At 71.1% G+C, this 23,522-nt stretch carries 26 protein-coding genes; 12 read left to right on the top strand and 14 right to left on the bottom strand.

What is annotated here, in order from left to right:
- Positions 1-87: 87 nt before the first annotated feature.
- Complete coding sequence (locus AB0N89_RS37915) at positions 88-651, bottom strand: DUF3000 domain-containing protein (protein WP_364215501.1); 564 nt, start codon at positions 649-651, stop codon at positions 88-90.
- Between the two features lie 88 nt (positions 652-739).
- Between AB0N89_RS37915 and hemE the strand changes: the two genes are divergently transcribed.
- The 4 genes from hemE to AB0N89_RS37935 are packed head-to-tail and all read left to right on the top strand — an operon-like array spanning position 740 to position 5,265.
- The gene (hemE, locus tag AB0N89_RS37920) at positions 740-1,813 is read left to right on the top strand and encodes a uroporphyrinogen decarboxylase (protein ID WP_364215504.1); all 1,074 of its coding nucleotides are present in this window, start codon (positions 740-742) and stop codon (positions 1,811-1,813) included.
- On the top strand, positions 1,810-3,189 hold the full coding sequence (hemG, locus tag AB0N89_RS37925; protein WP_364215507.1) for a protoporphyrinogen oxidase: 1,380 nt from the start codon (positions 1,810-1,812) through the stop codon (positions 3,187-3,189). The genes hemE and hemG overlap by 4 nt, the downstream gene beginning before the upstream one ends.
- A 25-nt stretch (positions 3,190-3,214) precedes the next feature.
- Positions 3,215-3,907: a hydrogen peroxide-dependent heme synthase gene (gene hemQ / locus AB0N89_RS37930; protein WP_364215510.1), complete on the top strand. Its 693-nt coding sequence runs from the start codon at positions 3,215-3,217 to the stop codon at positions 3,905-3,907.
- Positions 3,908-3,918: 11 nt separating this feature from the next.
- Positions 3,919-5,265 carry a CoA transferase gene (locus AB0N89_RS37935; RefSeq protein ID WP_364215567.1) on the top strand — a complete coding sequence of 449 codons (1,347 nt, stop codon included), beginning with the start codon at positions 3,919-3,921 and terminating at the stop codon, positions 5,263-5,265.
- Positions 5,266-5,282: 17 nt separating this feature from the next.
- Here the strand turns inward: AB0N89_RS37935 and AB0N89_RS37940 are convergent, their stop codons facing one another.
- The 9 genes from AB0N89_RS37940 to AB0N89_RS37980 form a co-directional block, all read right to left on the bottom strand.
- Entirely contained in the window at positions 5,283-5,627 is a 345-nt protein-coding gene (locus tag AB0N89_RS37940) for a hypothetical protein (protein WP_364215513.1), read from the bottom strand.
- The gene (locus tag AB0N89_RS37945; protein WP_364215516.1) at positions 5,624-6,439 is read right to left on the bottom strand and encodes a DUF692 domain-containing protein; all 816 of its coding nucleotides are present in this window, start codon (positions 6,437-6,439) and stop codon (positions 5,624-5,626) included. The genes AB0N89_RS37940 and AB0N89_RS37945 overlap by 4 nt, the downstream gene beginning before the upstream one ends.
- On the bottom strand, positions 6,429-7,376 hold the full coding sequence (locus AB0N89_RS37950; protein WP_364215519.1) for a TIGR04222 domain-containing membrane protein: 948 nt from the start codon (positions 7,374-7,376) through the stop codon (positions 6,429-6,431). Before AB0N89_RS37950 ends, AB0N89_RS37945 begins: the two co-directional genes overlap by 11 nt.
- Before the next feature lie 82 nt (positions 7,377-7,458).
- On the bottom strand, positions 7,459-8,022 hold the full coding sequence (locus AB0N89_RS37955; RefSeq protein ID WP_364215522.1) for a TIGR04222 domain-containing membrane protein: 564 nt from the start codon (positions 8,020-8,022) through the stop codon (positions 7,459-7,461).
- Complete coding sequence (locus AB0N89_RS37960) at positions 8,019-8,897, bottom strand: TIGR04222 domain-containing membrane protein (RefSeq protein ID WP_364215525.1); 879 nt, start codon at positions 8,895-8,897, stop codon at positions 8,019-8,021. The genes AB0N89_RS37955 and AB0N89_RS37960 overlap by 4 nt, the downstream gene beginning before the upstream one ends.
- 76 nt (positions 8,898-8,973) lie before the next feature.
- On the bottom strand, positions 8,974-9,402 hold the full coding sequence (msrB, locus tag AB0N89_RS37965) for a peptide-methionine (R)-S-oxide reductase MsrB (protein WP_191254171.1): 429 nt from the start codon (positions 9,400-9,402) through the stop codon (positions 8,974-8,976).
- 19 nt (positions 9,403-9,421) lie between these two features.
- Positions 9,422-9,727 carry a hypothetical protein gene (locus AB0N89_RS37970; RefSeq protein ID WP_364215528.1) on the bottom strand — a complete coding sequence of 102 codons (306 nt, stop codon included), beginning with the start codon at positions 9,725-9,727 and terminating at the stop codon, positions 9,422-9,424.
- 73 nt (positions 9,728-9,800) lie between these two features.
- Positions 9,801-11,501, bottom strand: a complete 1,701-nt coding sequence (locus AB0N89_RS37975; RefSeq protein ID WP_364215531.1) for a protein kinase — start codon at positions 11,499-11,501, stop codon at positions 9,801-9,803.
- Between the two features lie 81 nt (positions 11,502-11,582).
- The gene (locus AB0N89_RS37980) at positions 11,583-12,269 is read right to left on the bottom strand and encodes a TVP38/TMEM64 family protein (RefSeq protein ID WP_364215534.1); all 687 of its coding nucleotides are present in this window, start codon (positions 12,267-12,269) and stop codon (positions 11,583-11,585) included.
- 24 nt (positions 12,270-12,293) lie between these two features.
- Between AB0N89_RS37980 and AB0N89_RS37985 the strand changes: the two genes are divergently transcribed.
- Entirely contained in the window at positions 12,294-12,851 is a 558-nt protein-coding gene (locus AB0N89_RS37985) for a GNAT family protein (RefSeq protein ID WP_364215537.1), read from the top strand.
- A 28-nt stretch (positions 12,852-12,879) separates the two neighbouring features.
- A complete protein-coding gene (locus AB0N89_RS37990) occupies positions 12,880-13,899 on the top strand; it encodes a DNA polymerase domain-containing protein (RefSeq protein WP_364215540.1) in 1,020 nt (339 codons plus the stop codon).
- 70 nt (positions 13,900-13,969) lie between these two features.
- Here AB0N89_RS37990 and AB0N89_RS37995 read toward each other — a convergent pair whose 3' ends face one another.
- Positions 13,970-15,352, bottom strand: coding sequence for an MFS transporter (locus AB0N89_RS37995; protein WP_364215543.1), 1,383 nt, complete (start codon positions 15,350-15,352; stop codon positions 13,970-13,972).
- The gene (locus AB0N89_RS38000; RefSeq protein ID WP_364215546.1) at positions 15,349-15,783 is read right to left on the bottom strand and encodes a MarR family transcriptional regulator; all 435 of its coding nucleotides are present in this window, start codon (positions 15,781-15,783) and stop codon (positions 15,349-15,351) included. Before AB0N89_RS38000 ends, AB0N89_RS37995 begins: the two co-directional genes overlap by 4 nt.
- Before the next feature lie 639 nt (positions 15,784-16,422).
- Here AB0N89_RS38000 and AB0N89_RS38005 point away from each other — a divergent pair.
- From AB0N89_RS38005 to AB0N89_RS38015, 3 genes are all read left to right on the top strand, one after another.
- Positions 16,423-16,815, top strand: coding sequence for a DUF6221 family protein (locus tag AB0N89_RS38005; RefSeq protein WP_364215549.1), 393 nt, complete (start codon positions 16,423-16,425; stop codon positions 16,813-16,815).
- A gap of 39 nt (positions 16,816-16,854) precedes the next feature.
- On the top strand, positions 16,855-17,862 hold the full coding sequence (locus AB0N89_RS38010) for an LLM class flavin-dependent oxidoreductase (protein WP_364215552.1): 1,008 nt from the start codon (positions 16,855-16,857) through the stop codon (positions 17,860-17,862).
- 152 nt (positions 17,863-18,014) lie between these two features.
- Positions 18,015-18,251, top strand: coding sequence for a S1 RNA-binding domain-containing protein (locus AB0N89_RS38015; RefSeq protein WP_364215555.1), 237 nt, complete (start codon positions 18,015-18,017; stop codon positions 18,249-18,251).
- 4 nt (positions 18,252-18,255) lie between these two features.
- Here the strand turns inward: AB0N89_RS38015 and AB0N89_RS38020 are convergent, their stop codons facing one another.
- Positions 18,256-19,857 (bottom strand): helix-turn-helix domain-containing protein, encoded by a 1,602-nt coding sequence (locus AB0N89_RS38020; RefSeq protein ID WP_364215558.1) that lies wholly within the window; start codon positions 19,855-19,857, stop codon positions 18,256-18,258.
- 127 nt (positions 19,858-19,984) lie between these two features.
- On the opposite strand from AB0N89_RS38020, the gene pruA reads away from it, so the two are divergent.
- Positions 19,985-21,622, top strand: coding sequence for an L-glutamate gamma-semialdehyde dehydrogenase (pruA, locus tag AB0N89_RS38025; protein ID WP_364215560.1), 1,638 nt, complete (start codon positions 19,985-19,987; stop codon positions 21,620-21,622).
- A gap of 16 nt (positions 21,623-21,638) precedes the next feature.
- Positions 21,639-22,568 (top strand): proline dehydrogenase family protein, encoded by a 930-nt coding sequence (locus AB0N89_RS38030; protein ID WP_364215563.1) that lies wholly within the window; start codon positions 21,639-21,641, stop codon positions 22,566-22,568.
- 174 nt (positions 22,569-22,742) lie between these two features.
- On the opposite strand, the gene AB0N89_RS38035 is transcribed toward AB0N89_RS38030, so the two are convergent.
- Positions 22,743-23,099 (bottom strand): thioredoxin family protein, encoded by a 357-nt coding sequence (locus tag AB0N89_RS38035; RefSeq protein WP_039917837.1) that lies wholly within the window; start codon positions 23,097-23,099, stop codon positions 22,743-22,745.
- Positions 23,100-23,183: 84 nt separating this feature from the next.
- On the opposite strand from AB0N89_RS38035, the gene AB0N89_RS38040 reads away from it, so the two are divergent.
- On the top strand, positions 23,184-23,426 hold the full coding sequence (locus AB0N89_RS38040; RefSeq protein WP_005157072.1) for a DUF2630 family protein: 243 nt from the start codon (positions 23,184-23,186) through the stop codon (positions 23,424-23,426).
- Positions 23,427-23,522 lie beyond the last annotated feature (96 nt).

Below are 23,522 nucleotides of genomic sequence, written 5' to 3' on the forward strand. Positions count from 1 at the left end.
GAGACGGCGGGCAAGTCCGTGAAGGCCTCCTTGAGGGACCCAGAGTCCCTCAAGGAGGCCTTCACGGACTTGCGACAGAGGGAGTCGTCAGGAGGACTGGCGCTGCTCGAAGAGCGTCACGCCGACCGGCGGCAGCCCGACGACGCTCGCCATGACCTGACAGAAGGCCTGCCCGTGCGGCCGCAGCACGGCGTCCGTCGGCGTCCACGACGCCCGCAGTTCCAGATCGTCGGTGCGCGCGGGGCCGGAGATGTCGCCGAAGCGCGCCGACGAGGTCTCGGTGACCGTGCCGCCCAGCGCCGTCCACTCCGCGCCCGAGGTCTCCAGCGCGTCGGTCAGCCAGGACCAGCCGACGGCGGGAAGGAAGGGATCGGTCGCCAGTTCCCGGTCGAGTTCCGCGCGGACGTACATGACCAGCCGCAGGACCCCGTCCCAGCCTTCCTGGCCGTCCGGATCGTGCAGCAGCACCAGCCGCCCTGACGCCAGGACGTCCGCCGGTCCTTCCACCTCGCAGCTCACCGCGTAGGACCACGGCGCCAGCCGTTGCGGCGGGCGCATCGTCTCCAGCTGGACTTCGGGGCGGGGCCGGACCGATTGCAACGACGCGACGGCTTCACGGAAGAGATCGGGTACTGACGTCATCGCGGTCACCAACCGACTGTAAGACGCGATCGTCCGGTTCGGGGCGCAGGCGCGCCGAGAGTAAGGCCCCGGAGCGCCCATGGCACCATGAACCGTGATGTCTCCTTCACCTGCTTCTCCCGCGCAGACCGTTCCCGCGGCCCGTCGTGCCCTGCCCGGCTCGCCGTTCCTGGCCGCCGCGCGCGGGGAACGCCCCGCCCGCACCCCCGTGTGGTTCATGCGCCAGGCCGGCCGGTCGCTGCCGGAGTACCGGGCGCTGCGCGAGGGCACCTCGATGTTCGAGGCGTGCTTCGACCCCGAGATGCTCGCCGAGATCACTCTCCAGCCGATCCGCCGTCACGGCGTCGACGCGGCCATCCTCTTCAGTGACATCGTCGTCCCGCTCAAGGCGGCGGGTCTCGACATCGACATCGTCGCGGGCACCGGCCCGGTCGTCGCCGAGCCGATCCGCGACGCCGCGGGCGTGCGCGCGCTGCCGGTGCTGGACCCGGAGCAGGTGGAGCGGGTCGCCGACGGTGTCCGGCTGCTGGTCGGGGCGCTGGGCGAGACGCCGCTGATCGGTTTCGCGGGCGCGCCGTTCACCCTGGCCTCCTATCTCATCGAGGGCGGACCGAGCCGCAACCACGAGCACACCAAGGCGCTCATGCACTCCGAGCCGGCGCTGTGGCACGAGCTGGCGGGGCGCCTGGCGGACATGGCGATCACGTTCCTGTCCGCGCAGCTGGACGCCGGGGCCGACGCGATCCAGCTGTTCGACTCGTGGGCGGGCGCGCTCTCGGAGCGGGACTACCGCGAGTTCGTCCTGCCGCATTCGGCGAAGGTGCTGGACGCGGTCGCGGGCTACGGCGTGCCGCGGATCCACTTCGGCGTCGGCACCGGCGAGCTGCTGGTGGCCATGCGCGACGCGGGCGCCGACGTGGTCGGCGTCGACTGGCGCGTCCCGCTCGACGAAGCCGTCCGGCGGCTCGGCGGCGGCGTCGTCCAGGGCAACCTCGACCCGGCGCTGCTGCACGCGTCCTGGCCGGTGCTCGAAGCCGAGGTCCGGCGGATCCTCGCGGAGGGCCGCGCGGCCGACGGCCACATCTTCAACCTCGGCCACGGCGTGCTGCCCGGCGTCGACCCGGACGTCCTGACGCGCGCGGTCGGGCTGGTGCACGAGATCCAGCCGTGAAGACGGTCGCCGTCGTCGGCGGCGGTATTTCCGGACTGACCGCGGCCTACCGTCTCCGGACGCTCTTCGGCGAGGACGCGCGGATCGTCGTCTTCGAGGCGACGGACTCGCTCGGCGGGAAACTCCGCACGATCGAACTCGCCGGCGAGCGCTACGACGTCGGCGCCGAGGCCTTCCTCGCCCGTCGTCCCGAGGCGCTCTCGCTGGTACGCGAGGTCGGGCTGGGTGAAAGCCTCGTCCATCCCACCAAGGCCCGCGCGAAGATCCACGCCGGCGGCTCGGTGCTCGGCCTGCCGCCGGGCACCGTCATGGGCGTCCCGGCCTCGGCCGACGCGGTCGCCGGGGTGCTGTCGGAGAAGGGCCGCTCGCTGGTCGAGGCCGAGTCGTCGCTGCCGCCGGTGGATCTGCCCGCCGGTGACGTGCCGCTCGGCCCGCTGCTGCGCGAGCGCTTCGGCGACGAACTCGTGGACCGCCTCGTCGACCCGCTGCTGGGCGGGGTCTACGCCGGGGGAGCGGACGGGCTCGGGCTGCGCGCGACGATGCCCGGTCTCGCGTCCGCGGTGGACCGCGGCGCGCGTTCGCTCACCGAAGGCGCCGCTTCGCTCATGCCCGCGTCGCCCAGTACGGCGCCGGTCTTCGGGACGCTGCTGGGCGGCCTCGGGACGCTGATCGCGCGGCTCGCCGAGCTGTCGCGCGCCGAGATCCGGACCGGGACCACGGTGACGGCGCTCGCGCGCACCGCCACCGGCTGGAAGGTCGACGACCTCGAAGCCGACTCCGTCCTGCTCGCCGTTCCGGCGCCTTCGGCACGACGGCTGCTCGACGGCGTCGCGGATGTCGCGTCGTCGGCGTTCGCGGAGGTCGAACTCGCGTCGATGGCGGTGGTCGCGCTCGCCCTGGCGCCGGGTACCGCGCTGCCGGACTCGTCCGGTGTGCTGATCGGCGCGGGCGAACAGGACGCGGCGGGGAAGCCGTTCGCCGCCAAGGCGTTCACCTTCTCCACCCGCAAATGGGCGCAGTACGGCGACGGCCCGGTGCTGGTCCGCGGCTCGGTCGGCCGTTTCGGCGAGCCGGGCGCGCTGCACGCGGACGACGACGAACTCGTGCGCGTGGTCCGCGACGATCTCGCCCGGCTGACCGGCGTCACCGCCGAGCCGATCGAGACGCTGGTGACCCGGTGGGGTGGCGGGCTCCCGCAGTACGGCACCGGTCACCTCGAACGCGTCGAGCGGATCGAACGCGCCGTCGCGGGCGTTCCTGGGCTCGCCGTGGCCGGCGCGACGCTGCACGGCGTCGGGCTCCCCGCCTGCGTCGCCACCGCCGACGCGGCCGCCCGCCGCATCGCCGGGATCACACCGACCCACGAGGGCTCCTGAGCACCGGCAGTGCCAAGATGGCGGTATGGCGCGGCTGAACTACAACGAGCTCAACGACAGCATCCGCTACACCGCCTGGTCGGTCTTCCGGGCCGAGCAGGGCAAGCTGGGTGAGGACCGCACGCGGGCGACCGCGGAGACCACCGAGTACCTCGACGCGCTGGAAGCCAAGGGTGTCGTCGTCCGCGGTGTCTACGACCTCTCCGGCCTGCGGGCCGACGCCGACTACATGGTCTGGTGGCACGCGGAGGAGATCGAGCAGGTCCAGGCCGCCTACAGCGGTTTCCGGCACACCCCGCTCGGCCGCGCCTCTGCGCCGGTGTGGAGCCAGGTCGCGCTGCACCGCCCCGCCGAGTTCAACAAGAGCCACATCCCGGCGTTCCTCGCCGGTGAAGAGGCCCGCAAGTTCATCTGCGTCTATCCGTTCGTGCGCTCCTACGAGTGGTACCTGCTGCCGGACGACGAGCGCCGCAAGATGCTCGCCGACCACGGCAAGGAGGCTCGCGACTACCCGGACGTCCGCGCCAACACGGTCGCGTCGTTCGCGCTGGGCGACTACGAGTGGATCCTGGCCTTCGAGGCCGACGAGCTGCACCGCATCGTCGACCTGATGCGTCACCTGCGCGGCACCGAGGCCCGCCTCCACGTGCGCGAGGAGATCCCGTTCTACACCGGGACCAAGGTGGAACCCGCCGAGCTGATCGCCCTGCTGCCGTAGTGAACGCATCAGTGGACTCCCGCGTCTGGACCACGCTCACCAGCGACGAGCTCGCCGAAGACGCCGTCGAGGTCACCGGCCCCGAGTCCGTGCTGCCCGGGACCTTCCGGGTCGAACAGGTGGCGACGACGAGTATCGCGGCGGCGACGCTGGCCGCCGGGGAACTGTTGCGGCTGCGGGGAATCGAGCCCGGCAAGGTCTCGGTCGACACCCGGCACGCCGCGGCGTCGTTCCACAGCGAGCAGTACCTCCGCGTCGACGGCGAGCCGGTGCCGTTCAGCGCGCCGCTGTCCGGCGACTACCGCGCCAACGACGGCTGGGTGCGGCTGCACTGCAACTACCCGCGTCACGTGTCCGCCGTGTGCTGGGGTCTCGGCGTGCCCGCGACCCGCGCGGCGTTCGAGAAGGTCGTGGCGGCCAAGTCCAAGCACGAGGTCGAATCGGCGGTGATCGGCGCCGGCGGCGCCGCGGCCGTGCTGCGGACCCGGGACGAGTGGCTGGCGCACAAGCAGGGGCAAGCGTCCAGCGCGCTGCCGGTCGCGGACATCCGCCCGCTCGGGCCGTCGGATCCCGTGCGGCTGTTCGCGTCGGACCGGCCGCTGGGCGGGGTGCGGATCCTGGACCTGACCCACGTCATCGCCGGACCGGTCGCGGGCCGCGTGCTCGCCGCGCACGGCGCCACCGTCATGCACATCGGGTCGGCGCAGCTGCCGACCGTGCCGCCGCTGGCCGTCGACACCGGGATGGGCAAGCTCTCGGCGTACGTCGACCTGGAGACCGAGGCCGGGCGCTCGCGGCTGCGCAAGCTGATCGCGCGCGCCGACGTCGTGCTCCAGGGGTTCCGGCCGGGATCGCTGGTGGCCAAGGGTTTCTCGCCGGAGGCGATCGCCGAGCTGCGGCCGGGGATCGTGGTCGCGGACCTGTCGGCCTACGGCTGGGAAGGGCCATGGGCGCGCAGGCGCGGGTTCGACAGCCTCGTGCAGATGACGTCGGGGATCGCCGACGAGGGCGGCAAGACCGCCGGGCTCGACGGCCCGGGACCGCTTCCGGTGCAGGCACTCGACCACGCGACCGGCTGGCTCACCGCGGCGGCGATCATGACGGCCGTCCGCCGGGCGGCGACCGAAGGCGGCAGCCGGCACGTCCGCACGTCGCTCGCCGGGACCGCGGAGTGGCTGAACTCCTTGGGGCGCAAGGAAGCCGGACCTGCCGGTTTCGACGGCGCCGAGTTCGTGGAGGACGTCGACAGCCCGCTCGGGCGGCTCAGCCGGGTCAAGATGGCGGGTGTGCTGCCGGGCTCGAACCCCTTCTGGGTGGAGGGGACCCGCGTACCCGGAAGCGACCGAGCCGTCTGGTGAACCCCGCGTTCAGAGGACTAAACGCGGCGTAGCCACCTCGCGAAACGGCCAGGGGGTTTCGGTACCTCGCCGCGCTCCACGAGCCACGTGCCGAAGGCGTCCGCGTAGTCCCGCGCGCGGATCACGTCGGTCTTCGGATGTGCGGTCGTGTACTCGCGGAACAGCGCGGCGAACCGGTCGCCGAGGGCCTCGGCGAGGTCCGGCCGCAGGTACGCGGCCAGCCTGCTCTGCTTGTTCCGCACCACGTTCGCCTCGATGCGTAGCCTGTCCGCGTCGAAGCCCGCCGGGGCGTCGCCGTCGGCGAGGAGTGCCTTGAGCAGTTCGGCCTGCTGCCCCGCGAGCCGCTCCCGGGGCGAGGTCACGGCGAGACCGCGTCCCGGAGCGCGGCCAGTTCCGCCGCCAGTTCGGCGTCGGTCGGGTAGTCGTCGTCGCGTTCCAGCAGGACACCCGGCGGCTCGGCACGCTTCCGAAGTTCCCGCAGCAGGTTCAGGACCTCCGGGAGCACCGGATGGGCGTGCGTGTCGTGGTAGACGCCGTCGCGTTCGACGCCGCCCGCCATATGCGTGTACGCCAGCCGCTCCCAGGGGATCTCGTCGAGGAACCGGCCGGGGTCGGTGCCGAGGTTGCGGGCGTTGGCGTACAGGTTGGCGACGTCGACGATCAGCAGGCAGCCGGTCCGGTCGGTCAGCTCGCGCAGGAACTCCGACTCGGTGAACTCGGCGTCCGGCCATTCCAGCACCGCCGCGATGTTCTCCAGCGCGAACGGGACCTCCACGATGGACTGGGTCAGCTTGACGTTGTCCACCAGGACGTCGAGCGCTTCCCGGGTGCGGGGGAGCGGCATCAGATGCCCGGAGTCGAGGCCGCCCGCGCGCACGAAGCACACGTGGTCGCTGGCCATCGGCGCGCCGAGCTCGCGGGTGACCTCCGCGAGGTGCTCGACGCGCGCGGTGTCCAGCGGTTCGGCCCCGCCCAGCGACAGCGAGACCGCGTGCGGCAGGACCGGCGTCCCCTTGTCCCGCAAGGCGAGCAGGGTTTCGGGGAGATGCCCGGCGTGCAGGTTCTCGGCGACGACCTCGACCCAGTCGACGCCGGGCAGCCGCGCGATCGACAGGTCCAGCTCGTGCCGCCAGCCGATCCCGATCCCGAGGTGTCCCGGTCCGTCAGCCGCCACAGCCGCCGCCTCCGCCGCAGGAGCTGCCGCCGCCGCACGAACTACCGCTGCTGCACGAGGATCCGGAGCTGCAGGTGCTGCCGCCGCCGGACGAACCGCCGCCGCCGAAACCGCTGGGGATGGGCGGCGGGATCAGTGCCGCGCTCAGTTCCTCGTCCGGGTAGAACGCGAGCCCGCCGAGCGCGACCGCCGCGGCCGCGCCTGCCAGCAGGTAACCGGGGGCCACGCCGCCCGGGGCCGCTTCGTTGGGGATGCCGCGCTTGCGCTCCCGCGCCAGCGCGCTGCTGGCGCTGCCGAGGATCCGGTTGCCTTCACTGGTCGGACGCGGTCCCGACGCCTTGTTCTTGGCGGACCGGGCGATCAGCGTCGCGACCACGGCCGCGATCAGCAAGGGGATCAGGAAGCCGACGGGGTGGTTCGTGCCGAGCCCGGCGAACAGGCGCACCACGCCGAGGACGAGCACGGCGGCGTACAGGAAGAACACGACCTGGCGGATCCGCGGCGCCCGGTCGGCGACCACGAGCCCGCGCGCCTCCAGGTCCTTGCCGAGTGCCTGCATCGGCCCGGACATGCGCAGCCTGTCGCGCATGCCGCGGGTCGTGGCGTTGTAGCCCGGTTTGGCGCCCTTGGCGACGGCCCTTTCGATCGGGTCGGCGGGCAGGGATCCGGCCAGCTGGAGCTGCTTCGAACTGCTGATCCGCAACGTCCCGCGCTCGACCAGGGCCGCGATGGCCGTGTCGACCACCCGGTCCGGGCCGCCTGCCAGGTAGGCGAGTTCGTAGACGGTCGGCTGCGGTCCGCTCACGGCGGCGCGCGGCGCCTTGCGCCCGAGCTTGACCGCGATCGTCCACAGGAGACCGACGGCCAGCGGAAGCACCAGCAAGACGGCGTAGATCGCCAGGAAAGTGGGTCCGGGGATGCCCCAGGTGTCTTCCATCGCACGGGCCTTTCGCGAGCAGGTGCACTTACCGTAGTCGGACGCTTTTCCGTCCGGTCGTGGTTCCCTCGAACCCAGTCGATCAGCCGGGGGAACAATCCGTGACGTCCATTGAGCCGTCATCCGGGCTGACGGAGACCCGGGTCTTCTCCCTGGCGAGGGGCGCCGTCAGGAGCCGCGCCGCCCGCCGGTCCGGGTAGGCGTCGATTCCGCCCAGTGCCACCGCGCCCGCCGCGCCGGTGCCGAGCCGCGGATCCTCCCTCGCCCGGGAAACCAGCAGTTCGCCCGCTCCGGTCGCCCACACCCCGGGCCGGGCCCGGACGATGACGGCGTGCCAGGCCCGTCGCCAGTGATACGCCGGGAAGATCAGGCCGCCTGCCAGGAGTTCCGCCCGCAGCGAGCGCATCGGCTCCGACTCGCGCAAGGCTTCGCGCACCCGCGCGATCCGGACCTTGGGCAGGGTTTCCACGACCGCCAGCACGAACGGGTCGGCGGGCTTCGCGGAGCTCCGGTGCAGGACACCGGACCGGTCGAGCCTGGCCGCCTTCCGCCCGAGGGCTTCCGCGATCGCGGTGTCCGCGACCCGGTCGGGGCCGCCGGTGAGGTAAGCGACCTGGTAGAGCGTCGTGAGCCGGTTCGTGGTCATCCTCCGCACCCTCCGCCGCAAGAGGCACCGCCTCCGCCGCAGGAGGCGCCTCCACCGCCGCACGAGGAACCGACGAAGTAGGCCGCGCTCGAGCCGCAGGCACTCACCGCACCGCCGAACAACCTGCCCTTCGTGCCGCCGGTCTTGATCAGCGTGACCGCCACGACCTTGTCCGGGAAGCCTTGCAACCCGTTGACGGCCACCTGCCCGGTCGCGGTGCGTGCCAGGTCGCGGTCCCAGTCGCCGTGGTGGAACGCCAGCCTGCCCGCGGTGGTCGGCCGGCCGGACCTGTCCGGCCACTGCCCCCACACGGTCAAGCCCAGAGCGGCGACCGCGCCGAAGAACAGGACGACGAGGACGGTGTGCGGACGCTCCAGCGGTACGGCGTCCGCCAGCCGCGCGACGCCCAGCGCGAGAACGGCGACGTAGGCAGCCAGCGCGCACCACCAGCCCGTCCGTCGCCGGTTTTCGGCGACATACAGGCCGTTCTGCTCCAGCTCCGCGCGCAGGTGCAGGACGACCGGGTGCCGGGCCATCCGGTGGCGCAGCTCACGCAGGCCGATCCCGTTTCCGTGCACGAGCGTGACGAGCGCGCGCTCGACGGGATCGGCCGGGACCGGCCTGATCGGGTGCAGGAGCCCGCGGCCGTCGGGCCGGAGGCAGTGCCGTGCGATGAGACCGGCGACGGCGGTGTCGGTGACCCGTTCCGTGCCGCCCGCCAGCGCGGCCAGGTGATAGAGGCCGGGCACCTTCCTGACGCCGGTGTCACGACGCAGCCACCACTCGTGCGCCACGGCGAGCGCCAGCGGCAGCACGGCGCAGACACCGTAGAGCCAGGCGAAAGCCGGTCCGGGGATTCCCCAGGGTTCGTTCACGAAAACACCGCCCTCCCCGACGCTGTTCCAGTACTTCTGGAACGCGCCGGGGAGGGCGGTGGTTCGCTCGGTTCGGTTACGACTCGGACTCGGGGACGAGCTTCAGCGAGATCGAGTTGATGCAGTACCGCTGATCCGTCGGCGTGGCGTAGCCCTCGCCTTCGAAGACGTGCCCGAGGTGGCTGTGGCACGACTTGCACAGCACCTCGATCCGGCGCATCCCCATCGTGGTGTCCTCGCGGAGGAGGACGGCGTCGGTGTCGGCCGGGTCGTAGAACGACGGCCAGCCGCAATGGCTCTCGAACTTGGTGTCGCTGCGGAACAGCTCGGCGCCACAGGCGCGGCACTGGTAGACACCGGTGGTCTTCTCGTCGGTGTACTCGCCGGTGAAGGGACGCTCGGTGCCCGCCTGGCGGAGCACGGCGTACTCGTCGGGGCTGAGCTGTTCCCGCCATTCCTGCTCGGACTTGACCACGCGCGGCGTGGCTCCGACAACGGGTTTCATACCTTTCACTGGTTCCACGTTACCCCGCGAGCCACGCGATGGCCCGGCCGACGATGTCCCATGCGGTGACCATCACGCCGAGCACGATGAGGATCACGACCAGCGCCGAAATCCACCAGCGAAGACCGCCGAGACGGTTGCTGGAGTCGGCGAAGTCGGAGACACCGTCGATGCAGGCTTCCACGGTGAAGTTCGGGCCGCAGCGCTCGATGCGGTCCAGATGCTCGGCGAAGGCACGGGCTTCGGGGTCGTACGGGTCGAGGCCTACCAGGTCCTCCTGGAAACGAGGATTCTGGCCAGGTCCGAAAGGTCCGCTATCGGCCATACCGGCAACAGTAAGCCAAGAGCGGCGATTGGCCTACCACCAGCGAGGCGGGTCTCACCACCGCCACGCTGCGTCAGTTGCCGAGTACTCGCGTGTCGGCGTCGATGTAGTACTGCCCGCCGACCTGGACGACGCGCAGCGCGGGACGGGTCCCCTTGTTGAGCGTGATGTTCATGTCGATCGAGCCGTCGGGGTTGCCGCCACCCTTGTCGGCCCGGGCGGTGTCGGCGCCGGTGACCTTGTGGGTGCTCCAGTAGTCGGCGAAAGCCTGCTCCGAGCCGTAAACCTCTTTCGCGGCGTCCGTGAGCTTGCTCCAGCTCGCGGCCGTCCCGATCTTGTCCGTGTCGAAGAAGTCGAGGACGAAGCCGCCGACACTCGAGTAACTCGTGACCTTCTCGCTCGGGGTCTTCCCCAGGCCCGCCGGGGCCGCCTTCGAGGACGACGGGGCGCTCGACTTGGGCGCCGAGGTGCCCGGCTGCGGGTTCGCCCCGGCGTTGTCGCCGCCCGGGTTGGTGCCCGTCCCGTTGCTGGAGTTCAGCACCAGGAACACGATCACGGCGATCACCACGACCGCGGCGCCGGCGCCCGCGAACAGGACGGCCTTGCGCTTGGCGTCGGTGTTCTTGGCCGGGGACGGCCGCATCGGGGCGGCCGCGGACGGCGGCGGGGTCACCGCGGCGACCGGGCGCGGCGGCGTGTTCGGCGGGGCGGCCTGCGAGCGCATCGGGATGAACGCGGCCGTCGGCGTGTGCTGTTTGGCGGGCGGAGGCGGCGGCGCCGACTGGGCCGGGTGCTCGGTCCGCTGCCACGGCGGCCGCTCTCCGAGGGGGTTGCCGCCTCCGGGAGTGTCGGTGGCGGCCGGCTGTCTGCCCCCGCCCGCTCCGAAAAGCCGCGGCGAGGCCGCCATGCCCGCTCCGGATTCGTTCGCCGCCAGCGCGGCGAGGCGCTCACGGGCCTCGGCCATGCTCGGGCGCTCGGTCGGCTCGGTGCGCAGGAGGCTCATCAGCAGCGCTGTCGCCCCGCCCGCCTGCTGCGGCGGGTTGATCTGCCCGTTCGCGGCCGCGTACAGCAGCGCGAGCTGGTTGGAGCTGTTCCCGTACGGCGTCTGGCCCTCGATCGCCTGGTAGAGCGTCGCGCCGAGCGCGAAGACGTCGGAGCTGGGCACCGGGTCCGAGCCGCGCGCCAGCTCGGGCGCGAGGTAGGCCGGGGTGCCGCCGATCAGGCCGGTCTGGGTGAGCGTCATGTCGCCCGCCGCGCGCGAGATGCCGAAGTCGGTGATCTTCGCGGTGCCGGATTCGTCGATCAGGATGTTCCCGGGCTTGACGTCGCGGTGCACGATCCCGGCGCGGTGCGCGGCGACCAGCGCCGACGCGACCTGCTCGCCGATCTTCGCGACGCGCCCCAGCGGCAGCGTGCCCTCGTCGGAGATGATCGCCGACAGGCTCGGGCCGTTCAGGTACTCCATCACCAGGCAGGGATCGCCGCCGTGCTCGGCGATGTCGAACACCACGATCGCGTTCGGATGCTGGAACCGGGCCGCGTTCTTGGCCTCGCGCATGGCGCGCTGGCGCATGTTGTCGCGTTCGGCCTCGGAGACACCGGGCTGCGGGAGGATCTGCTTGACCGCCACCGAGCGCTCGAGGCGGACATCGATGGCGCGCCAGACCACCCCCATGGCACCGCTACCAATTTGCTCTACCAGGCGGTAGTGCCCAGCGATCAGCTGACCGGTGTCGATGGCGACTGCTCCTGACACATTCTTTGACGAACACATCCCGGGTGATGGTGGCGTTACGCGGCCTTGCAGGTCCCGCGCACCCGATCGAGTGTAGCGGGCGGCGGTTTCGGCCCCCCGTCAGCTCGCCGGTGCGGAGGCGGGCACTTCTTCCTCGCCGCTCGTTTCGGGAACCGGACGGGCTTTCCGCCGGAAGACCTTGACCAGCCCGACGGCTCCCGCGGCGGCGAAGACGGCGTAACAGATCAGCAGGGCAGGAGGTGTTTCCCCGGTCAGCGCGTCCCCGAGGACGACGACCGCGATCGTGCCCGGCAGGCTGCCGAGCGCGGTCCCGATCAGATACGGGGTGAAACGGACGGATGACACTCCGCACAGGTAACTGAACGGAGCGAAGGGCACCATCGGGATCAGCCGCAAGGAGGTGATCGCCAGCACCCCGCCGTCCGAAAGACGGTCGTTGACCGCGCGGACCTTCGCCCGGTGCAGGTGCCGGGTCACCAGATCGCGGCCGAGTGCCCTCGAAAGGGCGAACGAGAGCCCGGAGGCGACCGTGGTCGCCAGGATGCCGACGACGATGCCCGTCGTGGCGCCGAGCAGCAGCCCGCCCGCCAGGTTGAACACGGTGCGCGGGATCGGTGCCACGGTCAGTACCGAGTAGACGAGGAAGAACACCAGCGGCGTGGCCGGACCGGTTTCGGCGGCCCACGCCCGCAAGCCGGCCGGACTCGGGATCGGCAGCAGCACCGCGGCTGTCACGAAGACGGCGAGCACGGCGAGCGCGAGAATTAATTTGGTACGGCCGGACACTGCGTCCACCGTACGGTATTCGCCGTGATCGATACCGAGGCGCTGCGGACCCAGCCGGACCTCGCCGGCGAGACCGTCGTGCTCACGCAGCTCGACGAGTCGTACTTCGAGACCGGCTGGGAGGCCCTGCGCGAACCGGAAAGCCGCAGGCTGACCGGTACGCACACCGAGTTCACCGCCGAACAGGTCAAGACCTGGCTGGCCGGGCGGCCGGGCTTGGACGATCGCGCGGACTACGCGATCGTGCGCAAGGCGGATCGCGCGCACGTCGGCGATCTCGCGCTCATGGACCTCGACAAGGACAACCGCTCGGGATCGTTTCGCATCGCGCTGAACGGGCCGGAGTTCTACGGCAAGGGTTACGGGACCGAGGCGACCAGGCTGCTCCTGGGGTACGCGTTCGACGTCGTCGGCCTGCACCGCGTCTCGCTGGAGGTCTTCGACTACAACCCGCGGGCCCAGCGCGCCTATGAGAAGGCCGGGTTCGTCAGGGAGGGGATCCAGCGGCAGGCGCTGTGGTGGGACGGCGAATGGCACGACGTCATCACCATGGCACTTTTGAAGAACGATCCGCGGCCCTGAGCGGCGCCGGACTGGCTACGGTGGGCGCATGCCCAAGAACGGTGAGCCGATCGAGGTCGAGGTAGGCGAGCGCAAGGTCCGGGTGTCCAGCCCGGACAAGGTCTACTTCCCGGCCCGCGGGATCACGAAGCGCCAGGTCGTGGAGCACTACGTCGCGGTCGGCGAGCCGTTGCTGCGCGCCATCGGGGAGCGGCCGACGACGCTGAAGCGCTACGTCGACGGCGTCGAGGGCGAGTGGTTCTACGCCAAGCGCGTGCCGAAGGGCGCCCCGGAGTGGGTGGAGACGGTGAAGATCACCTTCCCGTCCGGCCGGACCGCCGAGGAGGTCTGCCCGACCGAGGCCGCCGTGTTCGCCTGGGCGGCCAACCTCGGCACCTTCGACTTCCACCCGTGGCCCGTGCGGCGGCCGGACGTCGACCACCCCGACGAACTCCGCATCGACGTCGACCCGCCGGACGAGGCGGGGTTCTCCGACGCGGTCGAGGTCGCGGGCGTGGTGCGCGAGGTCCTCGACTCGGCCGGGCTCGTCGGCTACCCGAAGACCTCGGGCGGCCGCGGCGTGCACGTCCTGGTCCGGATCCGGCCGGACTGGGACTTCATCGACGTCCGGCACGCGGTGATCGCGCTGGGCCGCGAGGTCGAGCGCCGGATCCCGGACAAGGCGACCATCGCGTGGTGGAAGGAAGAGCGCGGCGGCCGGGTGTTCATCGACTACAACCAGGCCGCGCGTGACCGCACGGTGGCGTCGGCCTGGTCGGTGCGCGGCACTTCGCGCGCGACGGTGTCGACCCCGCTGACCTGGGATCTGCTGACCGAGGTCGACCCGGACGACTTCGACGTCCTGACCGCCGGCGCCTTCTACGCCGAGCACGGCGACCTCCACGCGCCGATGGACGACCAGGCGTTCGGCATCGAGACCCTGCTGGAGTGGTACGCGCGGGACGAGCGCGACCACGGTCTCGGCGAGATGCCTTATCCGCCGGACTACCCGAAGATGCCGGGCGAACCCAAACGAGTCCAGCCCAGCAAGGCGCGCGACGACACTTAGGCCCGGCCGAGAGGATGCCCCGAGCGCCACGCTTGAGACGTTGAGCGTCCCGGGCGTGGCGCTCGGGACATCAGGTGGGCGTGTCCACCCGGCCGACGCGCGCCAGTGACCGATCGGCGACGGTCAGCGCGAGGAACAAAACGCTCACCACCAGCATGAACGCGGCCAGGTGGTGCAGCCCGGCGCTGTCGGCGCGCTGGCCGAAGAAGGCGCCGTTGGCCGCGGACGCGACGATGGCGCCCAGGTAGCCGAAAGTGCGCAGGAGTCCCGCGGACGATGCCATGCGTTCGGCGTGGGCCTGGTGGTACACGGAGTTCTGCAGCGCGAGGTTGTTCAACCCCTGCGGGACGCCGAGCACGATGACGACGGCCAGCAGCGTCCACACCGGACTGCCGTCGTTCAGGAACAGCAACAGCGCGCAGGCCGCGACCTGTCCGAGCGAGCCGACCAGGAGCTTGCTGCGGACGGCTTTGCTGCGCCCGGTGACGGTGGAGGCGATGATCCCGACGCCGAACAGCGGGAGCAGCACCAGCCCGGCCTCCGACGCCGACAGCCCGTGGCCCTGCTCCATCCACTGCGTGTAGCCGTAGAGGAAGGCGTAGCTGACGACGAAGCTCAGCAGGGCCCGGCCGTAGGTGGCCAGCAACGGCAGGTTGCCACCGAGCAGGCGCACGTCGATGAACGGCTGCCGGGTCCGCAGCTCGCGCCAGGCGAAACCGGCGCCCGCCACGACGGTCACGGCGAGCAGCCACCAGTCCTCGCCGTGCGGGTTCATCAGGAACAGCAGCAGGCAGACGAGCGCGGCGGCGAACAGGCCCATGCCGGGCAGATCGAGTTCGCGGACCAGGCCGCGGCCACCGTCGCGGGTGGCCGGTGTCGCGGGAAGACGGCGGAGGCCGAGGTACAGACCGGCCAGGGCGAGCGGGACGTTGACCGCGAGGGTGGCGCGCCAGCCGCCGATCCCGATCAGCAGGCCGCCGAGGCTGGGCCCGACGACGGCGATGGTCTGGGTGGTGATGGCGAGCGCGGTGAGCACCCCGGCGGGACTGTCCTTCCCGGTGCGCCGGGCCTCGCTGCGGATGAGGTACATCGCCGCCGGATAGCCGGCGCACGTGCCGAAACCGAGGAGCACCCGGGAAGCGACGAGCACGCCGAAGCTCGGGGCGAGCATCCCGACGACGCCGGAGATCCCGGTCAGCGCCGCCCCTGCCAGGAACAGGCGGCGTGGACCGAAGAGGTCGATGAGCCGTCCCACCACGGGCTGGCCGATCGCGGTGGCCAAGTACAGCGCGGAGACCAGCCAGGCCGTCTCGGCGGGCGGTGCGCCGAAGGCCACGCCGATCGGCACCAGGGACACGGAGATGATCGACGAGTTGACCGGATTGAGGGCCGCGCCGAGCATCATCGGGGGCAGAAGCCGCCGGTCGAAGCCCGATTCCGTGGTGGTGCTCATCGCCGCACGACCCGTTCCAGCAGGGCCGCCGCTTCGATCAGCGTGCGGCGTTCGGCCTCGGTGCACCGCGTCTCCAGGACCTGCGCGAGCCAGCCCTCCCCGGCGCGACGGCGCTCTTCGAGGAAGGCGTGGCCGCTGCCGGTGATGAAGATCAGCTGGCGCCGTCCGTCCTCGGGATCCGCGCGGCGGGCGGCCAGCCCCCGCTCCACCAGGACACCGACGGTGGTCGCGACCGATTGATGACGGATGCCTTCGAGCGCGGCCAGATCGCTGACCGACGCTTCGCCGTCCTTGTCGAGCCGGCTGAGCACGGACGTCTGGGACGGCGTGAGGTCGCCGCTGCCGTAGTTCTCCCGCAGGCGGCGCCGCAGCCTGCTGAAGGCGACACGGATGTCGTGGGCCGCGCGGGCGCTGGAGGCGTTCTCGGTCATGATCGCAGGCTAACTTGCGCAGTTCAGACTGCGCAATGTTGCCTGCGTATCTAGCCGCGGGTGAACTCGCAGCCCGCGACCTGCACGTACTCGCCTTTGCGCGCGGTGAACCGGGCGGCGCCCGTGGTCAGCTGGTCGGCCACGATCTTCGACGCGCCGGCGGCCCGCAGCCTCGCCCAGTAGCAGTGCCCGTTGCCGCCCGGCTTCGGTCCGGGGGAGTCCAGAAGCGACAGGGGGCGCCGGGACGGTCACCGTCGGCTGAAGCGCGGCCTCGGCGGTGACGGTCACGGTCGCGGGGACAGCCGGAGCCGTCGCCGCGCCGAGTGCTCTCGGCTGTGTGGCCGCCACCACACCGGCGCCCGCGCCCAAAGTGAGCGCGACGGCGAACCCGGCCACGAGTGGGAACGCATTTCGTGACGACGCGTGCGGCGTCGGTGACCAAGTCCTGCTCGGCATCCGTCTCTTCACTCGATTTGCTCGCGGAGTGATTGCGCTTTCGTGTCGATCTAGAAACCTGTTACCGCTCCGCGGCGGGCCGATACGAGACTGTGTGACGCGCGGGACCTTGCCGTAACGCAGGCCTTCCTGCCAGCGACAGTTCCCTCCGAACACTAGGCTGGGGGAGACGAAGGAGTACCTGTGGACGACCTGATCGCCTTTCTCGCCGCGCGTGTGGGGCAACGCCAGGCGCTGATCATGCAGGCGGTCAAGAAAACCGAGATCAGCGAATCGCTCAATCGAGGTGAGACCAAGGTCGTCATCGAAAAGAAGATCCGATCGCTGAACGACATCGAACTCGACACGGTCAATCAGATGATCAACGAGATCGAGGCGACCCGGCGGCTCCTGCAGGCCCACCGCACCACGGTTTCCGAGAAGGTCCCGGGGTTTCCCTTGTACGGCAACGAGTACTGGTGCGAGACCTGCCATGTGCCGTCCGATGAGGCCGGTACGAACTGGTGCCTGACCCTGCGGCTGCTGGCCCTGCCGTACGCCGACCACGCGGACTACAGCGAGCGCTGGCGCCCCTGACCGGGGAATCCCGCCGGGTCCGGACACGTTGACCCGAAGGTGATCACGCTCTCGGTACTGGACCGGTCCCCGACCCGTCGCGGTGGCGACGCGCCCCGCGCCCTGCGGGACACGGTCGCGTTGGCGCGCGACATCGAGGCGCTGGGCTATCACCGGTTCTGGGTGTCCGAGCACCACAGCGTGCCCGGCGTCGCCGGATCGGCGCCCACCGTGCTGGCTGCCGCCGTCGCCGCGGCGACCGAGCGGATCCGCGTCGGCACGGGCGGTGTGATGCTGCCGAACCACCGTCCGCTGGTGGTCGCGGAACAGTTCGGCGTGCTCGAATCGCTCTTCCCCGGCCGGATCGACATGGGGCTGGGCCGGTCGGTCGGGTTCACCGGCGGGGTCCGGCAGGCGCTCGGGCACGAGAAGGACGACGCCGACCGTTTCGGCGACCAGGTCCGGGAACTGCTGGGCTTCCTCGCGGGCGACCAGACCACGTACCCGGGCGTGCACGCCATTCCCGCCGAAGGTCTTCGCGTGCCCGCGTTCCTGCTGGCGACCGGCGCGGGCGCGCGGCTGGCCGCGGAACTGGGGCTGCCGCTGGTGATCGCGCCGGTCCGGGGCGAGGGGCCGCTGCTCGAAGCCATCGAGGGCTATCGCTCCGGCTTCCGGCCTTCCGCGCAGGCTTCGCGACCGTACGTCGTGGTGTCCTCGGCGATCGCGGTCGCCGAGACGGCCGAACGGGCCCGCCGGTTGCTGATCCCCGAGGCCTGGTCGACGGTCTACTCGCGCACGCACGGCGTCTTCCCGCCGCTGTCGCCAGTGGACGAAATCCTCGCCGGGCCGCTGTCGGACCGCGATCGGGAGCGGCTGGACCGGGCGCTCGACGGCCAGATCGCCGGCACCCCGGACGAGGTGAGCGACCGGCTGGCCGATCTCGTCGCCAAGACCGGCGCCGACGAGATCCTGGTGACCACCAGCACTTTCGACCAGGCCGAACGGCTGGAGTCCTACCGCGCGCTGGCCGAGGTCGCCGGAATCCCGAGTCTGGCCGCGGTGTCGTGACTTTTGCTAGTGTCTCGGCCATGACTGCCGGGTCGGCCTCGTGCCGTGAGCGGACGGGTTCCCCGGCCGCCGCTTGATCTCCGGGCGGGCCCGCAGCCCGCCTCCGCGTGAGTGTCTTGTTGTGGACCCTGCGCGGAGAGGAGGTGAATCGCATGTCCCCCAACGAAAACTGGCGTGAGTTCGTCGTGGCGCACGCCGATGGCGGCGTCCTGGACGGTGTCGTCACGCGGGTGCTGCCGTTCGGCGCGTTCGTCGAAGTGGCCCAAGGGATGGAGGGGCTGCTGCCGACCGTCGGCGGCACCGGCCCGCTCACGACCGGTGCGGCCGTGGCCGTCCGGCTGGACAAACTGGACGTCCAAAACCGGCGGTTCAGCCTGACCCTGGCCTGAAACCCTAGAGGCGCAGCAAAAGCTGGGTGAGGACGCGCTGCGCGGGGTCGTCCAGGTCGATCCCGGACACCTCGCCGGCGCGTCGCACCCGGTACCGCACCGTGTTCGGATGGATGTTCAGCTCGCGCGCCGCGCGGCGGACATCGCCGAACGCGTCGAGGTAGGCGAGCACGGCGGGCACCAGGATGCCGCCGTGCTCGGCGTCGTGCGCGACCAGCGCGGTCAGCCGGGGATCGCGGATCCGCGGCTGCTCACCGAGGAACGCGAGGACTTCCGAGAGCAGGACCTCGGCACGGACGTCGGCCAGCGACGCGACGTCCGCGGTCCCGTGCCCGCGCGCCATCGTCGCCAGCACGCGGTCCGCGTCGCCTCGCGAGGCCGCCGCGTCGGACAGACGCGGCACGACACCGCCCAGCGCCGCGCGCACCCGGACGTCGAGATGCCGTTGCGCGGTGCCGACGATTTCCTTGGCCAGCGCCAGGATCCGCGTCTCGGCGTGCTCGGGAAGGTCGGGAAGGAGCGCGTAGACCCGGCCGCCGATCACGCTCACCAGCGCGCTGCGCCGGTACGCGGCGGTGTGGACGGTGATCAGGTGCACCAGTTCCGCGCGCCGCAGCTGCCGGTCGGTCGCCGCGCGGTCGCGGGGGAGCGAGAACGCCAGCACCATGGCCGGTTTCCCGGGGTCCGCGCCGATGTCGTCGGCGACGGATTCGACGTCGAGACGCCCGTCGAGCAAGCCCGCCAGCAGGTCCTCGCGCAGCCGCAGCTCCGGGCTGGGCAGGGTCCGATGCCGGATCAGCTGGGGCGCGAGCGCCCGGCTCGCGCCGAGCAACGCGACTTCCGCGCTTTCGGTGAGCGGATGCGCGCCCTCCTGGACCCAGATCGTGCCCAGCGGCTGCGACCCGGCGTGGATGCCTGCCGCGATCCGCCGCCGGATGCCGAGATCGGGCCGCTCGTCGATGCGGACGATCCCCTCCCCGGAGCGAAGCCGCTGGTAGACACCCCATTCGCGGAGCATCGCGAGGTACCGTTCCGGACCTTCGCGGCCGAGGATCGACAGCCTGCGCAGTTCGTCCACCTCGTCGCCCGCCCGTGAATAGGCCAGCACGCGGCTCGCGGTGTCCTCGATGCTGACCAGGCCGCCGGTGAGGGTCGCGATGGTCTGCGCGAGCGAGAACAGATCGCCCAGCACCTCGCCGCTGTCCGCCTCCCCACCCGCGCGCGCCGCGTCGACGACGCCCCTGGCGAGCGCCTCGACCTGCTCCCAGCGGGCCTCGTGGCCGACCTCGATCAGCGCGATCCCCGAATCCGTCGCGACGTTCACGACGGGTGAGCCGCTCTTGATCGCGACGGCGGCCGCGCCGGAGCGTCCCGCGGCCCGGATCGCTCCGGCGGCGGACCGCCCGCGGGCTCCGATCACCAGGACGAGGTCCCCCGGATGGGCGTCCGGCGGATCCTCCGGATCGTGGATGACGACATCCGCCACTTCGACGCCGAGTCCGCCCGGCGCCGCGAGCACCCTGACCAGCGGTTCCCCGAGCGTGGCGAGGACATGCCGCAGGGACGCGCCGGTAGTCGTTTCCGTAGTCAAGGAGGACGCTGTCATCACCGAATTAAGCCGATCGGACAAGATGGTCACCCTGATTCTAGCCAGTCGAACAAGCCGCGGAGCCGTCCTCAGGTCTACCGTTCGGGGTGAGACCTACCCGGCGACGTGAAGTCAGGAGCAGTCAGTGGACGCCGTGACCCAGACCCCCGCCCCGAAGAACGAGCCGGTGCTGAACTACGCACCGGGCAGCGCCGAGCGCGCTGAACTCGAGGGCGCGCTCAAGCTGCTGGGTGACGCCGACCCCATCGACATCACCGCCACGATCGGTGGTGAGCAGCGCAAGGGCGGCGGCGAGAAGATCGAGGTCGTCCAGCCGCACAACCACAAGGCGGTGCTGGGCGTCATCCACAGCGCGACCGCGCAGGACACCCACGACGCGATCGCCGCCGCCAAGGCCGCGGCCCCCGGCTGGCGCGCGCTGTCCTACGACGACCGCGCCGCGATCATCCTGCGTGCCGCCGACCTGCTGGCCGGCCCGTGGCGCGCCAAGCTGAACGCCGCCACCATGCTCGGCCAGTCGAAGACCGCCTTCCAGGCCGAGATCGACTCCGCCTGCGAGCTGATCGACTTCTGGCGCTTCAACGTCGCCTTCGGCCGTCAGATCCTCGCCGAGCAGCCGGTCAGCTCGCCCGGGATCTGGAACCGGATGGAGCACCGCCCGCTCGAGGGCTTCGTGTACGCCATCACCCCGTTCAACTTCACCGCGATCTCCGGCAACCTGCCGACCGCGCCCGCGCTGATGGGCAACGTGGTGCTGTGGAAGCCGTCGCCGACGCAGAGCTACGCCGCGCACCTGCTGATGCGCCTGCTCGAAGAGGCCGGCATGCCGCCGGGCGTGATCAACCTGCTGCCGGGTGACGGCAAGGCCGTCTCCGAGGTCGCCCTGACCCACCGCGACCTGGCCGGGATCCACTTCACCGGTTCCACCGCGACCTTCCAGCACCTGTGGGCCACCGTCGGCGCCAACATCTCCGGCTACCGCACGTACCCGCGCCTGGTCGGCGAGACCGGCGGCAAGGACTTCGTGCTCGCGCACGCCTCGGCCGACGTCGACATCCTGCGCACCGCGCTGATCCGCGGCGCCTTCGAGTACCAGGGCCAGAAGTGCTCGGCCGCGTCCCGCGCCTACGTCCCGCGTTCGCTCTGGGCGAGCCTGAAGGACAAGCTGGTCTCCGAGACCGAGGCCATCACCTACGGCGACGTCAACGACCTGAGCAACTTCGGCGGCGCCGTGATCGACCGCCGCGCCTTCGACAAGCACGCCGCCGTGCTGGCCAGTGCCGCCGAGGACGCGGAGATCGAGGTCATCGCCGGTGGCACCGCGGACGACAGCGTCGGCTACTTCGTGCGCCCGACGATCCTCGTGTCGGACAACCCGGGTCACGAGATCTTCCGCACGGAGTACTTCGGCCCGATCCTCTCGCTGCACGTCTACGACGACAGCACCGACGAGGGCTTCGACAACGTCTTGAAGCTGATCGACGAGACCGCCGACTACGCGCTCACCGGCGCGGTCATCGCGAACGACCGCACGGCCGTCGCGAAGGCGTCCGAGGCGCTGCGCTTCGCCGCCGGCAACTTCTACGTCAACGACAAGCCGACCGGCGCGGTCGTCGGCCAGCAGCCCTTCGGCGGCGCTCGCGCGTCCGGCACCAACGACAAGGCCGGTTCGGTGTTCAACCTGCTCCGCTGGACGAGCCCGCGCTCGGTCAAGGAGACGTTCGTTCCGCCCACCAGCGTCCGTTACCCCCACCAGGGCTGAGAACCAGGAGTTCGTGATGTTGCGTGCCCCGTTGCTCGCCGCCGCCCGATCCCGGCGGATGCGCAAGCTGGTCGAGGTCGTCCCCGCCACCCGATCGGTGGTGAGCCGGTTCGTCGCCGGTTCGAAGACGCCCGACGCCGCCCGGGTGGTCCGCGAGCTGGCCGACGACGGCCTCCGGGTCACCCTCGACCACCTCGGCGAGGACACCACCGACGCCGAGCAGGCCGCGACGACCGTCCGCGCCTACGAGGACCTGCTGACCGCCCTGGCGGCCGACGGCCTCGCGTTCGGCGCGGACGTCTCGGTCAAGCTGTCCGCGGTCGGGCAGTTCCTGCCCGCCGACGGCGAGAAGGTCGCGCTGGAGAACGCTCGCAAGATCTGCGCGGCGGCCGAAGCGGTCGGTGCCACGGTCACCCTCGACATGGAGGACCACACCACCACCGACTCGACGCTGGGCATCCTGCGGGAACTGCGCACCGAGTACCCGTGGGTGGGCGCGGTGCTGCAGGCCTACCTGCGGCGCACCGAGCAGGACTGCCGCGACCTGGCGACCGAGGGTTCCCGCGTCCGGCTGTGCAAGGGCGCGTACGCCGAACCCGAGGAGGTCGCGTTCCAGGACAAGTCCGAAGTGGACAAGTCCTACGTGCGCTGCCTGAAGATCCTCATGCAGGGCAAGGGTTATCCGATGGTCGCCTCGCACGACCCGCGGATGATCGCGATCGCCGAGAAGCTCGCGGCGGACGCGGGCCGCAAGGCGGACGACCACGAATTCCAGATGCTGTACGGGATCCGTCCCGAGGAGCAGCGCCGGATCGCGGGCGACGGCGAGACGATGCGCGTCTACGTCCCCTACGGCGACGAATGGTACGGCTATTTCATGCGCAGGCTGGCGGAACGCCCGGCGAACCTGGCGTTCTTCCTGCGCGGACTCGCCACCCGGGGCTGACCCGGTCCTCGGTGGCACAGTTCCGCTGAAGTACAAAGGGGCCCTTTCCGGCGAAATCCGCCGGGAAGGGCCCCTTCTTCCTGCGTCAGGTGGCCTGCCCCGATAACGTCGATTTCGGTGGCCACCAGCACCCCGTCGCCAATCCCGGGGGCTCAGCGGATCACCGCCGTCACGTCAGGCTTCCTGCGCTTCTTCCTTGAGCTTGTCCATGTCGATGTCGCGCGCCTGCTGGATCAGGTCTTCGAGGGTCTTCTCCGGGAGCGCGCCCGGCTGCGCGTAGATGACCGTCTTGTCGCGGATCACCGCGAGCGTGGGGATGGAGCGCACGTCGAACGCGGCGGCCAGCTGCTGCTCGGCCTCGGTGTCGACGCTCGCGAAGACGATGTCGTCGTGGTTGCCCGACACCTTTTCGTAGGTCGGCGCGAACTGGCGGCACGGCACGCACCAGCCCGCCCAGAAGTCGATGATCACGAAGTCGTTCTCGGACACGACCTGGTCGAAGTTGGCGGCGGTCAGCTCCACAGTGCTCATGCCCGGCGTAACGAATCGGGTGCTACGCACATTCCCGCCGATGCGCGTAGCGTCTCCGATGGAGCAATCCAGAAGGAGGTGCGCATGGCCGACGGGGACATTCTCAGCCGGATCGACGAGCTGGTGAGCGTGGAGCACGAGCTCCGCTCGCGGGCGATCGGCACCGGGCTCAGCTCGGAGGACCGGTCCCGGCTCGCGAGCGTGGAGCAGCAGCTGGACCAGTGCTGGGACCTGCTGCGGCAGCGGCGGGCGCGCGTCGAATTCGACGAAGACCCGGACGGGGCGACGACGCGGCCGATCTCCGAGGTGGAGTCCTACCGGCAGTAGCGGGTGCCGGGCCCGGCCCCGATGTCATGAAAGGGTCGTTCAGGACGTTTTTCGTCCGGTACGACCCGGTGAAGTCCCACGAGGGGGTCAGGGCCG

The sequence above is a fragment of the Amycolatopsis sp. NPDC089917 genome, from assembly GCF_040684635.1.
Lineage (GTDB): Bacteria > Actinomycetota > Actinomycetes > Mycobacteriales > Pseudonocardiaceae > Amycolatopsis.